Annotated in this window: 20 protein-coding genes; 12 read left to right on the forward strand and 8 right to left on the reverse strand. The window is 63.0% G+C overall.

Going from position 1 to position 14223, the window contains the following annotated elements; all coding sequences use genetic code 11:
• The first annotated feature begins 38 nt into the window (after positions 1-38).
• Complete coding sequence (locus QM590_RS22600) at positions 39-1247, forward strand: citrate synthase (RefSeq protein WP_269596463.1); 1209 nt, start codon at positions 39-41, stop codon at positions 1245-1247.
• Here the strand turns inward: QM590_RS22600 and QM590_RS22605 are convergent.
• Positions 1241-1879, reverse strand: a complete 639-nt coding sequence (locus QM590_RS22605; protein ID WP_068055190.1) for a TetR/AcrR family transcriptional regulator — start codon at positions 1877-1879, stop codon at positions 1241-1243. The genes QM590_RS22600 and QM590_RS22605 overlap by 7 nt on opposite strands.
• 39 nt (positions 1880-1918) lie before the next feature.
• Here QM590_RS22605 and QM590_RS22610 point away from each other — a divergent pair, with 39 nt between their 5' ends.
• Entirely contained in the window at positions 1919-2314 is a 396-nt protein-coding gene (locus QM590_RS22610) for an SDR family NAD(P)-dependent oxidoreductase (RefSeq protein WP_256989484.1), read from the forward strand.
• 16 nt (positions 2315-2330) lie between these two features.
• On the opposite strand, the gene QM590_RS22615 is transcribed toward QM590_RS22610, so the two are convergent.
• Entirely contained in the window at positions 2331-3263 is a 933-nt protein-coding gene (locus QM590_RS22615) for a TIGR01777 family oxidoreductase (protein WP_094640720.1), read from the reverse strand.
• Positions 3260-3931, reverse strand: coding sequence for a TetR/AcrR family transcriptional regulator (locus QM590_RS22620; protein WP_094686960.1), 672 nt, complete (start codon positions 3929-3931; stop codon positions 3260-3262). The genes QM590_RS22615 and QM590_RS22620 overlap by 4 nt, the downstream gene beginning before the upstream one ends.
• Positions 3932-4103: 172 nt before the next feature.
• Here QM590_RS22620 and QM590_RS22625 point away from each other — a divergent pair, with 172 nt between their 5' ends.
• A complete protein-coding gene (locus tag QM590_RS22625) occupies positions 4104-4859 on the forward strand; it encodes a helix-turn-helix domain-containing protein (RefSeq protein ID WP_269596462.1) in 756 nt (251 codons plus the stop codon).
• On the forward strand, positions 4856-5266 hold the full coding sequence (locus QM590_RS22630; protein WP_255183122.1) for an SRPBCC family protein: 411 nt from the start codon (positions 4856-4858) through the stop codon (positions 5264-5266). Before QM590_RS22625 ends, QM590_RS22630 begins: the two co-directional genes overlap by 4 nt.
• Positions 5267-5374: 108 nt before the next feature.
• Here QM590_RS22630 and QM590_RS22635 read toward each other — a convergent pair whose 3' ends face one another.
• A complete protein-coding gene (locus QM590_RS22635) occupies positions 5375-5767 on the reverse strand; it encodes a DUF1761 domain-containing protein (protein WP_176460187.1) in 393 nt (130 codons plus the stop codon).
• 111 nt (positions 5768-5878) lie between these two features.
• Here QM590_RS22635 and QM590_RS22640 point away from each other — a divergent pair, with 111 nt between their 5' ends.
• Positions 5879-6727 carry a helix-turn-helix domain-containing protein gene (locus QM590_RS22640; RefSeq protein ID WP_269596461.1) on the forward strand — a complete coding sequence of 283 codons (849 nt, stop codon included), beginning with the start codon at positions 5879-5881 and terminating at the stop codon, positions 6725-6727.
• Between the two features lie 27 nt (positions 6728-6754).
• Here QM590_RS22640 and QM590_RS22645 read toward each other — a convergent pair whose 3' ends face one another.
• On the reverse strand, positions 6755-7150 hold the full coding sequence (locus QM590_RS22645; protein ID WP_269596460.1) for a MerR family transcriptional regulator: 396 nt from the start codon (positions 7148-7150) through the stop codon (positions 6755-6757).
• 54 nt (positions 7151-7204) lie between these two features.
• Between QM590_RS22645 and QM590_RS22650 the strand changes: the two genes are divergently transcribed.
• The 5 genes from QM590_RS22650 to QM590_RS22670 all read left to right on the forward strand — a co-directional run bounded on the left by QM590_RS22650 (position 7205) and on the right by QM590_RS22670 (position 9963).
• Positions 7205-8095 carry an alpha/beta fold hydrolase gene (locus QM590_RS22650; protein WP_269596459.1) on the forward strand — a complete coding sequence of 297 codons (891 nt, stop codon included), beginning with the start codon at positions 7205-7207 and terminating at the stop codon, positions 8093-8095.
• Between the two features lie 71 nt (positions 8096-8166).
• Positions 8167-8835: a class I SAM-dependent methyltransferase gene (locus QM590_RS22655; RefSeq protein WP_269596458.1), complete on the forward strand. Its 669-nt coding sequence runs from the start codon at positions 8167-8169 to the stop codon at positions 8833-8835.
• Between the two features lie 44 nt (positions 8836-8879).
• Complete coding sequence (locus QM590_RS22660) at positions 8880-9107, forward strand: hypothetical protein (RefSeq protein ID WP_269596457.1); 228 nt, start codon at positions 8880-8882, stop codon at positions 9105-9107.
• A gap of 70 nt (positions 9108-9177) precedes the next feature.
• Positions 9178-9615, forward strand: a complete 438-nt coding sequence (locus QM590_RS22665; protein WP_269596456.1) for a protein-tyrosine phosphatase family protein — start codon at positions 9178-9180, stop codon at positions 9613-9615.
• Between the two features lie 45 nt (positions 9616-9660).
• Positions 9661-9963, forward strand: a complete 303-nt coding sequence (locus QM590_RS22670; RefSeq protein WP_269596455.1) for a helix-turn-helix domain-containing protein — start codon at positions 9661-9663, stop codon at positions 9961-9963.
• On the opposite strand, the gene QM590_RS22675 is transcribed toward QM590_RS22670, so the two are convergent.
• Both QM590_RS22675 and QM590_RS22680 read right to left on the reverse strand, forming a co-directional pair.
• A complete protein-coding gene (locus tag QM590_RS22675) occupies positions 9921-10547 on the reverse strand; it encodes a ClpP family protease (RefSeq protein ID WP_269596454.1) in 627 nt (208 codons plus the stop codon). The genes QM590_RS22670 and QM590_RS22675 overlap by 43 nt on opposite strands.
• Entirely contained in the window at positions 10544-11152 is a 609-nt protein-coding gene (locus QM590_RS22680) for a ClpP family protease (RefSeq protein ID WP_269596453.1), read from the reverse strand. Before QM590_RS22680 ends, QM590_RS22675 begins: the two co-directional genes overlap by 4 nt.
• 99 nt (positions 11153-11251) lie before the next feature.
• Here QM590_RS22680 and QM590_RS22685 point away from each other — a divergent pair, with 99 nt between their 5' ends.
• Together QM590_RS22685 and QM590_RS22690 are read left to right on the forward strand one after the other, a co-directional pair.
• Positions 11252-11719, forward strand: a complete 468-nt coding sequence (locus QM590_RS22685; RefSeq protein ID WP_269596452.1) for an SRPBCC family protein — start codon at positions 11252-11254, stop codon at positions 11717-11719.
• Between the two features lie 112 nt (positions 11720-11831).
• The gene (locus tag QM590_RS22690; protein WP_269596451.1) at positions 11832-12281 is read left to right on the forward strand and encodes a YdeI/OmpD-associated family protein; all 450 of its coding nucleotides are present in this window, start codon (positions 11832-11834) and stop codon (positions 12279-12281) included.
• 126 nt (positions 12282-12407) lie between these two features.
• Here QM590_RS22690 and QM590_RS22695 read toward each other — a convergent pair whose 3' ends face one another.
• Positions 12408-13871, reverse strand: coding sequence for an aminotransferase-like domain-containing protein (locus QM590_RS22695; RefSeq protein WP_269596450.1), 1464 nt, complete (start codon positions 13869-13871; stop codon positions 12408-12410).
• Between the last annotated feature and the right edge of the window lie 352 nt (positions 13872-14223).

Here is a 14223-nt window from a genome sequence, read left to right on the forward strand (position 1 = left end):
TATTGTCAATGTTGATCGAATCAATGTGAAAGGCGGACATGACGCACGCCGACGGTCGGAACATGCTCACCACCGCGCAGGCTGCCGCACGGCTGGGGGTCAAGCCGGAAACGGTGTACGCGTACGTCAGCCGCGGTCTGCTGACCAGCACTCGACTGACCGGCGTGCGGGGGAGTGTGTTCGACGTAGACGAGGTGGAATCTCTCGCCGGACGCGACACCGCTCGGCGTACCGATATCGGTGCCGTGGAACGAATTCGAACTCGGATCACGCTGATCGACGACGGGCATCTGTACTACCGGGGGCGTGATGCGGTGGCGCTCAGCTCGCGTGCGTTCGAGTCGGTTGCACACTTCGTCTGGACGGGTGAATTGCTGGACGAAGTCCACTTCCACGCGGACTCCGTTGTGGTGCAACGATGCAGAGAAGCGACAAGGCTGGTGTCGCCGGATTGCCGGTCCATCGATCGGATCCGCATCGCCGTCGACATCGCGTCCACCTACCGACCGATGCGATTCGACACCGGGTCCACATCCGTCGTCCGCGAGGCAGGGCAGCTGCTGGCGACGGTCGCAGCAGCACTCGGTGGTGGTTCCTCGGAGCTTTCGGTTGTCGAATCGGTCTGGGCGGCAATCAAGTCCGACTCCTCGAATCCGAACGGTCTGGCGGTGCTGCAGGCCGCGCTCGTCCTGATGGCAGACCACGGTCTTGCTGCGTCGACGCTCGGAGTTCGGGTGGCAGCGAGCACCCGAGCCAATCTGTATTCGGCAGTCTCGGCGGGTCTGGGATGCATCGACGGCCCGCTGCACGGCTCCGCTGCCGATCCCGTGTATCGGTTCCTGACGATGGCGATCGACGATCCGATAGGCGCTCTCGCAACACAATTGAGGTCCAGGGAGCGGGTGCCCGGCTTCGGGCACGTCATCTACACCGACCGAGACCCGCGTGCCGAGGAACTACTGCGACTGCTTCGGGACCCGGCTCACGGTGCGGACCCCGTAGTGATCGCTGCAGCGGACACGATAATCGAGGAGGTGAGTAGCAGATTCGATACCTTTCCGAACTCGGATTTCGCTCTCGCCACGTTCACCCTCGCCTACGGGCTCGAGTCCGACACACCGGAGATGCTGTTCGCACTCGCCCGCATTGTCGGGTGGACGGCACACGCCATCGAAGAATACGACGAAGCGCCCCTTCGCTTTCGGGTTCCAGGCATCTACACGGGGACTCGACCGGGAACCTACTGAGGCGTCGGGCAGTCCAGTAATGCGAACGCAGCAAGCAGTTGGCGACGCGCGGCAGCGATCTCGGCTGTGTTGTCGGCCAGGTGATGCAGCAGAGCGCGCTGAAAGATGCCATCGAGGAGGATGTAGGCCGAGGCGTTGTCGAGTGCGGGAGTGGAGCCGCGAAGTTCGCAGTAACGAGCGACCACGCGCCAGATCATGTCCTCGCGACGCGCCTCGATCTCGAGCACGTCGTTGCGGAACGAGCCGTCGAACAGGGCTTGATTGCGCAGGTCGTACCAGAGTCGATGGATGCCGGCGTCCTCGGCCAGAGTGGCGAAGTACTTCTCCTCGAAGTCCGCGTACAAGCCGGTGGCGTCGACGGCGTTGGCCACCACCTCGTCGTAGCGAGTGACACACATGGCCTCGTACTGGCGAACGGCGTGCGTGATGAGGTCGAGTTTGTCGGTGAAGTAGTAGTGCAGCACGCCGTGTGAGTACTCGGAATTCTGCGCGATCTCCCGCAGTGACGTGCGCGCGTAACCCAATTCGGCCAGCGTGTGCAGCGTCGCCTCGGCCAGTTCGGTGCGCTTGGCCTCGAACTTGTTGCGGGCTCGCTCTTCGATACGCGCGCGAGGATCAACGGTCTGGGTCATGTGCCGGGTCCTTTCCGCGCGTGGTCGTCACCTCAGTGTATGCCCGACGGCCGATCGGGGGATATCGGCGGCGGCCAGATATTGGTCGCTGAAAAAGGTGTGGGCGGCACCGCGCTGCTCGGATCCTATTGCGCTACAAAGGCTGCAGTCATCCAGGTCACCCGCGTCGCCACATTCGAAATGCGAGCATCGGGAGTGCGGGTGAATGCGGTGTGCCCCGGATTTGCCGACACTGCGATGGTCGACCGACTGGTCCCGGACTTCGAAGCCGCGACCCAGATTCCGTTCGGTGACCTGGTCGCCGCGAAGCAGGGACGACTGGGAACGCCAGAGGACATCGCGGAAGTGACGTTGTTCCTCGCCTCCGACCGGGCGTCGTGGATCACCGGAAGCCACTACATCCTGGACGGAGGACTGTCGGCGTCGCTCGTCTAGGTTCGGGACCTCCCCGTCACCCGAGGGCGACGGGGAGCAACCCTCGGGGCGTCTCGGATGCGATGTCGGTCAGCGCTTCCTGCAGGTCGGGGTATCGGAACTCGAAACCGCTGCCTGTCAACACCTGTGGATCCACCCAACGGCTTTTCAAGACCAATTCTGCCTCCGTGCGAATCACTCGTGCCCCGAACTGAAGCAGCCATGCCGGTGTCGGCAACCCGCGGCTTCGGCCCAGAGTGCTCCTCACCTTCTGCATCAGCTCCTCGTTGGTCACCGGGAACGGCGTGGCTAAGTTCACCGGGCCGGAGATGCCTGTGTTGTCGTAGAGGTGATCGAGGATGCGTCCGACATCGGCGACGTGCACCCAACTGAACATCTGGCCGCCGTCGCCCATCGTGCCGCCGAGTCCGACTCGGGCCAGGTCGATGATCGGGTTGATCGCACCGCCGCCTGCACCCAGCACTATCGACATACGCAGCGCCACTTTGCGAATGGCCACATCGGCGTCGAACAGCTCACGCTCCCAGGCGCGGGCGACCTCGACGGAGAATCCCGACCCGATGTCGCCGGATTGTTCGTCCATCGGCCTGTCGCGCGAATCGCGATAAATGGTGCCCGTACTGGCGTTGACCCACAACTCGGGTGGGTTCTGGACCTGAGCCAAGGCACGCCCGAGTTGGGCCGTCGTCTGGATGCGCGATGACATGATCTCGTCCGCGTTCGCCTTGTTGTAGCGACAGCTCACCGAGCGGCCTGCGAGGTTGACGACCAGATCGGAACCGTCGAGCACGTCGACGAGGCCGCGATGGTCGGACCATGTGGCATCACTGGATGTTCCGCGCCCGACGGTTCTGACGCGAATGCCGCGATCTTCGTAGGAGCGATGCAGGTACCGGCCGATGTAGCCGGAGGCACCGCACACGACGACAGTCGATGGTGAATCAGTCACTGGTCCAACCCTTCTGGAGAGGTCATTCGTTTCAACAGGCCGGCCACGTCGGTGACCAACCCCCGCGCCACCGGGAGACGAGCGAGGCGTACGGCTTTGGCCACCACCGGTACGAGCCCGTCGACCAGGATGCGGGTGCGTGCCTGGTTGTCCGAGGAGTCGGTGACCCAATGGAGGGTGACACCCATGTAGATCATCCAGAGCAGCTGCGGAAGAACGTCTTTCAGAGAACCGGGAACCTTCTGTTTCGACGTCTCCAAGGTGGTTCGCATGAGGTCGATGGCCATGGACCTGGCGTCGGACGATTCTTCCGAGAACGGACTGGAACTGGACCGGGTGGGCAACGCCAACTGTAGGAACGATCCACCGAAGGCGTGATACGGCTCCATCACGTCCAGGCCGGAATGCAAGACGGCAGCAAGGTTTTCGGACAGTGATCCGCCGTCGACGAGGACGCGGAGTGCGCGCTCGCGGTGATCGCGCTGGATCACCGTGTACAACTCGTTGACGAGTTCGTCCTTGCCGGCGAAGTAGTAGTAGGCATTCCCGAGCGAGACGCCCGCTTCGTCGGCGATGCGACGCATCGTGGTCGCCTGGAACCCTTCCTCACGAAAGAGGCGTAGAGCTACCTCGACCACCTTGTCGCGAGTCTCGGACGTGCGAGCCATCGATTCACCTCAATTCTGAACGTGTTCAAATTCGAACATAGACCTGTTTTTGAACACGTTCAAGATCGGATGGTGGATGCCAGGGAGGGCTCTGCCCGATTTTCAGCGGTGACCACGGTGTTCGATCCCGGTTCGACGGAGGATCTGGCCCCGATCGAGGAGAATTCCTTCCATGCTGCCGCCGGAAAGGACCTACGCCGAATTTCCCTCGCCCGTCGACGGGATTCGGTGCACCTGGGAGCGTCGATCCCATCCGGGGGACCGGCCGTTGACCGTTCCCGACGGATGTGTGGATCTGATCTGGTTCTCCGATGGACGACTCGAGGCGGCGGGCCCGGATACCGCAGCTCGACGAGCCGTCACCCTCGGTCCGCTGGAGATGGTCGGTGTGCGTCTCGCTCCGTCCGCAGCTCGAAGGGTCAGTGCGATTCCAGTCGGTGAATTGTGTGATCAGCAACCGCATGTCGCAGCGCTGGGAGCGTCCTGGTTGGAGGCTGCCCATGTCCTTACGGGCCACGATCCGAACGGTGCGATGCCAGCGCGGCGAAAGATGCTCGCCGACCTCACCGTTCGGGCCATGAGGCCTGCGGAGGACGGGCTGGTCCTGGCCGCTGTGCAGGTGCTCGAGGCGTCGCCGGGTATCAAAGTCGGTGATCTCGCCGTCGGCTTGGGAGTCGGTGTTCGGCAGCTGCATCGGAGGTTTGTCGACGAGGTCGGCTACGGCCCGAAAACCCTCGCCCGGGTCATTCGCGTCGGGCGGCTCGTCGACGTTGCTGCCACCGTTCCCGACCTGGCGTCGCTCTCGTATGCCGCAGGCTTTGCGAGTCAGGCGCACATGTGTGACGAGGTACGTGCACTCACCACGTTGACACCGGTCCGATTTCTGGAAGAACGTCGCGGCCCGTCTTACGTAGGGTCGCTGCTATGAACCGAGAACCCTTTGTGGCAAGTAGACATGTGGCTCGAGTTATCAGGCGTACACCCGACGAGGTGTACGAGTTCGCCGCGAATCCTGCGAACTTGCCCAAATGGGCGGCAGGACTGGCGCACAGCCCGGTGACCATCGACGGTGATCGGCTTCTCGTAGATTCGCCGATGGGACAGGTGACAGTACGCTTCGTGCCGCACAACGACCTCGGCGTCCTCGATCATGACGTGACACTGCCGTCGGGGACCGTCGTGAACAACCCCGTAAGAGTGCTGAGTCATCCAAATGGGGCGGAAATTCTGTTCACGGTCCGACAAATCGAACTGAGCGACGACGAATTCGAGCGCGATCTCGGCATGGTCGCCGACGACTTGAAAAGACTCGCAGAGCTACTGGAAGGTCAGTGACCTCGTGCGTCCATCAACAGGGATGTACGCGTCCAATTGGGCCTCGACGAAGTCCGACGTCAGGTCGATCCGCCCGGCTTCGCGCCACGGACGGCCGCGCGCGTCGTCCTAGACGACTCCGAGGACCGCACCCGCTACTGTCGCTCCCGTGAGGTGGTAGCTCGCGGTGACAGCTCCGAACACGAATGGTTGTGGAGTGTGGGGCGTCAGCGCGTTGGTCAATGATGCTGCAGCGGAGGCCAACCCGACACCCAGTCCAACGAGCACCCCGGATACCACGGCATCCGCGTTGATGGCGTCGAGAACGAGAGCGATCACGATGGTTGTCGCCGCCGAGCAGCAGAGCGGAACCACGTAGTAGGACAACGGGAATCGGCCTCCTGTCTGCGCCCGATCACGCCCGATCGAGCGATCCCATGTGCGCCCGAACAAGGGGCCGAACCACAGCGCGCCGAGTGCGTAGTACACAACCGCTGCCCCGGCTACTCCCAACCAGTTCACGACACTCCCCTTCGGCCCGGTTGAGTCACTCGGTCGACATCGGTCCAAGAAGTGGTGGTCATAGCGTGATCGTCTCGAGACCCGAGGCTCGGTGTATTGCAGAATTGCGACATGGAAGAAAGGCAGGTCGCGTCCAAGCCCATCGACGTTCACGAACGCTCCGGCGTGATGGCTCCTGCGCTTCTCCGTCGCTTCGACGCAACCTGGCACGAACCGGCTGCAGAGGTTCGAGATGTTGTCGACGCGTACTGGAGCGTGCGATGGGAATTGTCTGCGGACGAAACCGTCGAACAGCGAGTCCTCGAATTTCCGGCAGTCACGGTCAGTATCGAGACCGGTACAGTGCCTGCGCCGTTCATGATCACCAATGTTCAACGCAGGGCGTGGTCCCGGACGATCGGAGGTCGAGGCTTCGTGTTCGCCGTCCGACTGCGTCCAGCTGGACTGGCGGTCGTGTCCGACCTCGATCCCACGAGACTTTCGGCGGCGCAACCGATCAACGAAGAGACCGACCAACTACTCTTCGACATGCTCAATAGCGTCTCCGGGCCAGATTCGGCTGCCGACCATGCTCTACGCGCAGATTCGGTCATCACTGAGATGCTGGAGAAACGACCACCGACTGCCGAACACCTTCTCGCAAACGCCGCAGTCGATGCTCTATCTCGGGGCATCGGCAGAAAACCCGGGCAATCGGTGGCAGGAATGCTTGGGGTCAGTGAACGTGCCGTGCAGAGGGCGCTGCGATCGTCACTCGGGATGGGCCCAAAAGCAGTCGCCCGACGGGTTCGACTACAAGCAGTGTTGCAACGTTTGTCGCTCCCCGCAGCCGATGCTGCCCGTATTGCTGCCGACCTGGGCTACGTCGATCAAGCTCACATGATCAACGACTTTCGGGGCGTCGCCGGAATTACGCCGGGAACGTACCTTCGTGAACTCGCTGCACTCGTCCGCGCCTGAATGAGGGTGGCGAGAGCCTCTGCAAACTCAGCGTACTTCTTGGGAAGTCGGCCCAGCCTGCGTAGCGGAGTACTCGCTGCACTGCGCGCATCGGGTGAGCAGATCGTGTGTGCACGCGACGACGTGCGCGAGAAAGCGCTCGGCACTGGCGAGTCGAGCTTGCTGCCGTCGGACTCGGGCCAGATGGTCTGCGATGACTTCGGTTCGTTCGGGCTCGTCTCGATGAAGTATCAGGCGGATGTCGGACAAGCTGATTCCCACGTCCTGACAGGCCCTCAGCACCCGCAGTCGACGCAGGTGTTCCTCGCTGTAATCGCGGTGACCCGACGAGAGGCGTTCGGGCACAACCACACCGACGTCCTCCCAATGTCTGAGGACGTGCGTCGGAACTTCGAGTTCGCGCGCAGCCTCTCCGATCTTCACTTGCCGATGGTCTCACATTGACTTCAGGTCGACCTGAACTATTACGTTCACCCCATGACGATCGACAGATTCGATCTACCAGAGCCCATCTTCGTGTCCGTGGGCGGCGATAGGGTGGCGACCTACGAGATGACACCCGACAGAGCGGAACCGTCCGCTGATGTGGTGTTCTGCCATGGAACCCCGTGGTCGGCTCAGGTCTGGGCGCAGGCCGCGCGCCACCTCAGCACTGGGCATCGCGTCTATCTCTGGGACATGCCCGGATACGGCCAGTCTGCACAGGGATCCGATGTCCGGACCGACCTGCCCACCCAGATGCTGCGCTTCGCGCTGTTGCTCGACCACTGGCAGCTGACTCGGCCCTTCGTCGTCGCTCACGACATCGGCGGTGCAGCCGCCCTGGGAGCCCATCTATTTCACGGCTGCGATTTCGGCGGCCTTTACCTGTGGGACGTGGTGACCCTCGAGCCCTGGGGATCCGAGTTCTTCCGACTCGTCGCCGACAACGCCGAGGTCTTCGCTGCGTTGCCTGCACGCCTGCACTCGGCACTGGTTACCGAATACATTGCGGGAGCGGCACATCAGCGGCTGGACGCAGACATCGTGGCGATGTTGACCGAACCCTGGATATCCGACGAGGGCCAGCCTGCGTTCTACCGACAGATCGCCGAACTGCGCCCCGACCACACGCGGCCCATCGTCGATGCCCTTCCCCGAGTCCGCTGCAACACCTCGATCGGATGGGGCGAACAGGACCCCTGGATTCCCGTCGAACAGGCGTTTCGACTGCGGCAATTGCTGCCGGTGGAATCGTCTGTGATCACTGTTCCTGGTGTGGGTCATCTGACTCCGCTCGAAGCACCGTCGGTCACCGCTGAAGCGTTGGATGCGTGGCTAGGAATGCTCGTCCGAGAACTTCCGAAAAGCCCAGGATCGTGCAGCTGACTCGCTGACATCGTTCGTCGAGCCGTCCGAGGTGCGTCTCGTGGATACTGAGTTCCGTGGTGCTGAGACGAATGGGAACGTCCCTCATCGGAGGCCGAGGGGCCCAGTGGCTTCGTGAGCTGAACGAGCGACACCCATGGAGTCACAACGACTACTTCCACAGTTGGATTCTGGCGAATCTGCCGGACCGGCGTGGCCGTGCGCTCGACATGGGCTGTGGACGGGGTGGCCTGGTGCGCACCTTGGCTCCTCATTTCGAACACGTCGTCGGGGTCGATGCCGATGCGGACATGCGCCGAATCGCAGAGGCCACGTCTAACGACGTCGACAACGTATCGATCACGGATCGTCAACTGGATTCGTGGGCAGACGATTCGATCGATCTCGTGACCATGGTCGCCGTCCTGCATCACCTTGACATCGACGACGCCTTGCGTCATGTCGGGCGGATTCTTACGCCGGGCGGGCGAGTGCTCATCGTCGGGCTTGCGCCACCGCGAAGCGTACGAGATCTGATGTGGGATTCAGTCTCCATCGTGACCAACCCCCTGATCGGATTTCTGCGCCACCCGTGGCCGAGTCCGGTGACAGCACCGCCGCCACCGTTCCCGGTCAAGGATCCGGTGCTGAGCTTCGACGAGATCGGAGACATGGCCGAAAAGTGGCTACCGGGTGCGAAGATGCGACACCGCGTAGGGTTTCGACACACAATCGAGTGGACCAAGCCTGGTGTCGAGTAGAGCCGTCATGTCTCTCCGACGCGCAAAAGGCGAAAGCCTCTGCAGTGGAGCGTGAATCCGACGGCGGCACCGACAACGGCACCGATTATGGGTTGCACTTTTGTCCACCACTCGAGGAAGAGGCCGACTCGAACCTGCAGGGCAACATCGGCGGTGGTTGCGTAGGCTCGGCTCCTCTGGCCGGGTTCCACGTACAGGGTGTCGGCCCATCCCGACACGGACGCAAGCAGACCCACCGTGAACCCCAGTGCGGCGAAGGCAAGAACAACTGAGCGCATGGGGGCACAATATCGGTGCTGGGCAGAAACAGGTGTCGCGAACGACAAGGAAAGGACGCCTCGAATGTGGGACTTACACAGTCCGGGCGTGCTTCGGTTGCCGTCGGGCAGTCTCGTTCGTGGACGTGCCTTGCGTGATTCGATGCCTGACGGTCCGTTGCCGGACTTCGGTGTCTACCTGCAGGGCACGGATCCGGGCGAGTTCGCGTGGGACAGTCGATGGGTTCGCTGGACCGATTTCTGGCTGCCGTCCGACTCGAATGAGCTCGAGGTCGGACTACGAGATGTATTGCGCCGCTGCGCAACCGAGAGAGTCGAGATTGCGTGTACCGGCGGTGCGGGGCGAACGGGCACCGCACTGGCCTGCCTGGTTGCACTCGACGGTATGCCGGGAAATGTTGCAATCGACTATGTCCGTAGCAATTACTCGCACCGCGCTGTCGAGACGCCCTGGCAGAAACGCTATGCGAGGACATTCGTGAAACCGAGCTCTCTGCTCTGAGCAGAATCTGTGACCCATCACGGACAGGGGGCCTAGGCTCCGATCATGGGCCAGGTCATACGAATCGATGAGCGTCGAGCAGCGCGCGCGGTGGAACCCCTGTGGCGCGAGGTGGTCGGCAGACGACTACGCGAACGCAGACACGCCCGCGGAGATACCCTCGCCGACACCGCCGCACGCGCAGGTATTGCGCCGCAATACTTGTCGGAGCTCGAACGCGGCCGCAAGGATCCGTCGAGCGAAATCCTCGCGGCCGTCGTCGGCGCATTGGGTACGTCGATGGCCGAAATCTCACGCCTCGCGTATCACGACCTCTCGCGCGGCGACGCGACGTTGATGGCTGCCTGACGCCCCTCGAGAACCTGATCGACGACGCCGTATTCGAGAGCAGCCGGTGCCGTCAACACCAGATCTCGGTCGGTGTCGTGTCGAAGCGTGTCCACGTCGCGTCCGGTGTGTGCCGCCAGAATTGCCTCCATCTCGGCTCGCACTCGGACGACTTCGTCAGCGGCCAAAATGAGGTCCGGGATGGTGCCGCGTCCCTGCGCCGCAGGCTGATGCAACACCACCCGGCTGTGGGTCAGCGCAGAGCGTCGTCCCGGTGCGCCGGCAGCGAGTAGTACTGCGCCGGCTGCTACCGCTCGGCCCACACATGTTGTGGCAATGGGTGATCCGATGAATTGCATCGTGTCGTAGATCGCGAGCATGGCAGCGGTGTCACCGCCCTCGCAGTTGATGTACATCGAGATTTCCTGGTCGGGGGAATCGGCCTCCAGATGCAGAAGCTGCGCAATCATCGCATTCGCGACCCCTGCGTCGATACCGGTACCGAGATAGACGATGCGCTCACTGAGCAGATGCGAATAGACGTCGACGACGCGTTCTCCGCGCGAATCTCGGGTGATGACATTGGGAATGGTGTACGTGCTCATCGGGCCAACTCCATTCCGAACGACGCCCGTCGCGCGGGCATGACCTGATCGAACGAGTCGACAATCGCGTCGACGAACCCGTATTGGCGGGCTGCTTCCGCGGTGAACCAACGGTCGTGCAGAGAGTCGTCGAAGATCTGCTCGCGTGTCTGCCCGGTGTCGTCGGCAATGAGCCCGAGCACCGTATCTCGGGTATGACGCAGATCGTTGGCCTGTACTTCCACTTCGACGGCCGACCCACCGATGCCGGCCGATCCCTGATGCATCAGTATTCGCGAATGCGGCAGGGCATACCGCTTGCCGCGCGTACCGGAGGACAACAGGAATTGACCGGCGCTGCAGGCCAACCCGAGTGCAAGCGTCGACACGTGACACGGCACCAGCCGCATCACATCGCGGATCGCGAGCATCGCGGGAACCGATCCGCCGGGGGAGTGAATCCACAGAGCGATGTCGGCCGAGGAGTTGTCGGCGGCCAATGTCAACAAATGGGTGGTGAGGACCGTGCCGTTGTCGTCGTCGAGGGGGCCGTCGAGCACCAGGACACGATGACGCAGGAGTTTAATGCGGAGTTCGGGTGGGAACATTCGTGGCGTTTCGCTCATGGTTCGAGTGTGATTCCCAATTCGATTGCATGCCAATAGTTCTGCTGTGGGCAGCGGGTCTGCTCACAGCTTCGCGGGTGCCAGATGGACAATGGAGAGATGACTGCACTCGAGTTCTCCGAATCCGTCGTCGTCGCTGCGTCGGTCGACGACGTGTACGCCGTTGTCTCCGACATCACCCGAACAGGCGAATGGAGCCCGATCTGCCAGGAGTGCTGGTGGAACGAGGCCGACGGCGGTGGCGTCGGATCGACCTTCACCGGCCGCAACGTGGTGCCGGGTCGCACGTGGGAGACCGTGTCGACCGTCGCCGCAGCCGAACCAGGTCGCGAGTTCGCCTGGGTGGTGGGCGACAACTTCGTTCGCTGGGGCTATACCCTCGAAACCGTGGATGGCGGAACACGACTGACCGAGAACTGGAACTTCCTGCCCGACGGCATCGCCTTCTTCCACAGCAAGTTCGGCGAGGACGCGCAGAAGGAGATCGACACCCGTAGCCAGGCGGCACTCGACGGCATCCCTCGCACCCTGGCCGCAATCAAGCGAATCGTGGAAGCCGAAGCCTGATTACTGTCGGCCAGGTGCGCTGACTGTCCACTATTCGGAGCCGATGACGGAATCCCGCGTCTCGACGCGAATTGTGGACACTGAGCGCACCTGTGACCGATAGCCTGTCCGCATGGCAGCAACGGCTCTGCGGATGTCCACGGTCCTCGAATCGCGGGGCCCGGCGGCGGCCATTGTGCTCACTGACGAGCAGGTCGCGTCCCTCGGTTCCACCAAAACGCCACCAGTTCGGTTCACGATCGGTGGTCAGACGGTGCGCGGACGCATCGGCCGAATGGGTGGCGAGAATTTGCTCGGACTCAACAAGAGCGTTCGCGCCACACTCGGCGTCGAGGCCGGCGACACCGTCGACGTGACGATCGAGCTGGACGACCAACCGCAGGTGATCGAGGTTCCGCCGGCGCTGGCGACAGCCTTGGACGCGGATCCGACTCTCCGAGCAGCGTTCGATGCGCTGGCACCGTCGACGCGAAAGGAACACGCAAGGTCCGTCGCCGACGCGAAACGCGACGACACTCGCGAGCGGCGCGTCACGGCAATCGTCCAGTCCCTCCGGCTCTGAGTGCTGCCGGCCCTGGGACATCGCAAACGCGTGCGCATTCGTCAGGTGCGCGCGATTCCGCCATTGACCAGGTGACCAATTCGCGAGCGTCTCGCGAACGCGCGCGTTTGCGATGGCCGTCGGGGCTCACACCACCGCAGCGGGCGTGCTCGACGCGGCGGCCGGCGTCGGGGTGTTCTCCGACGACAGGCGAGTGAGGATCTTGACCGCCGAGGTGATGTCGGACAGTGACCGGGTGAACGGAATGCGCTGACGATCGTCGAAGGCGTACCCCGTTCCGAATCTCAGTCCGGGGGCCAGCAGTAGTCCCTGCGACTGGGCGTCGGCAACGAGATGGCTGGATCGCATGCCGTCGGGTAGGGAACACCACAGTGCCAGACCGCCGTCGGGAACTCGAAAGTGCCAGCCCGGCAGATGATCACGCAGCAATGCGACGGTGTGATCGCGGGCCGTTCTCGACGCCTCCGCGCGGACTCGCCGTACCTCGTCGTATTTACCCAACAACTCGATGGCCGCCAGTTGATCGATGATCGAGACCGAAAGCTGGCGTCGCGCATAGGTTGCGGAGACCCGCGCCAACAGACCGGCTTCGGCGCGAACCCACCCGACTCGCAACCCGCCCCACACCGTCTTGCTCGTCGACCCGACGGTCACCGTCGCCACGTCCGGAGTGGCGGCTCCGAAGGGTTCGATATCCGGTGAACCGTCGAGACACAGATCGGCTGCCACCTCGTCGACGATGGTCAGTACGCCGTGGCGGTGCATTGTGGCGGACAGCTGTCGGCGGGTGTTCAGGGGGAGTCGCGCACCCGACGGATTGGAGAAGTCGGGCATGAAATACGCCAACGTCGGTGCACTCTGCCGCGCGGACCTGTCTGCCGCAGCCACGAACTCGTCGGTGTTGTCCGGATCGATGGGCACCGGGATGCAACGACCGCCGAGGGAGTGGACGAGTTCGACGACGCCCGGATACGTCGGGTGCTCCACCAATACGCGGGCCCCGGGCTCGGTGAACGTCGCCAACACAGCGTGGATGGCGTCGGTGGCACCGGAGGTGACGAGGATGTTGTCGGCGGTGGTCGGCACTCCGCGCCCTCGGTAGTACGCGGCGATGGACTCTCGGAGCTCGAACAGACCGGACGGAGCGTACCCGCCCAAGGTGAAACGGTCTCGAATCTTCTCTGCCGCAACACCGTACGCGTCGGACAACAGCGGCGATGCCGACGGGGAGGCGTTGACGAATTCCAGATTCGCAGTCTCTCGGTCGCCGGCCAGTGAACCCCAGGACGGCAAAGACCCCGTCGGCGAGACGTAGGTACCCGAACCTCGCTGGGCGCTGATCCACCCACCCTCGCGCAGATGCCGGTACGCCGATGCGACCGTCACCCGACTGACGTCCAAGCTGATCGACAACGCCCGCTCGGCAGGCAGACGCGTCTGCGCCGACACCTCACCGTTCTCGATCAGTCGCCGCAACTCGTCGGCGATCTCGAGGTAGAGCGGACCACCGGATCGGTTCCGCAACGTCGATGGGTCGATCCGGGCGGCCAGATCCGGGGCCGTGATGGCGGAGGCGTCGAACGAGTCCATGCATGCCACTCTCGCACACTGGACTGCACTATTTGGAGTAAAAGCAGTCCATTCTGGTCACATGATCGCAATTGGAGCTGTATTGGTCCTGTCCATGGTGGGCGCAGGGTGGTCTGTGGTCGCTCTGCACGAGGGCGGAAGAAGCGGGCCTGCCGGGCCGCCGCGGAGTCGTGTTCAGTCCGACTGACGCGGCCGTGTCTCAGCAAACGCGCGCGCATTCGTCACACGCGTTCGATTTCGCATCCGATTCGGGCCTAGATCGCGCGCACCTGGCAAACGCGCGCGCATTTGCCAGGTCACCCTCTTTGCCAAGCTTCTGGTGAGTCATTCGAGAAGCTATGGAGGGTTACTG

Origin of the sequence: Rhodococcus sp. IEGM 1372 (assembly GCF_030056835.1) — a bacterium.
GTDB lineage: Bacteria > Actinomycetota > Actinomycetes > Mycobacteriales > Mycobacteriaceae > Rhodococcoides.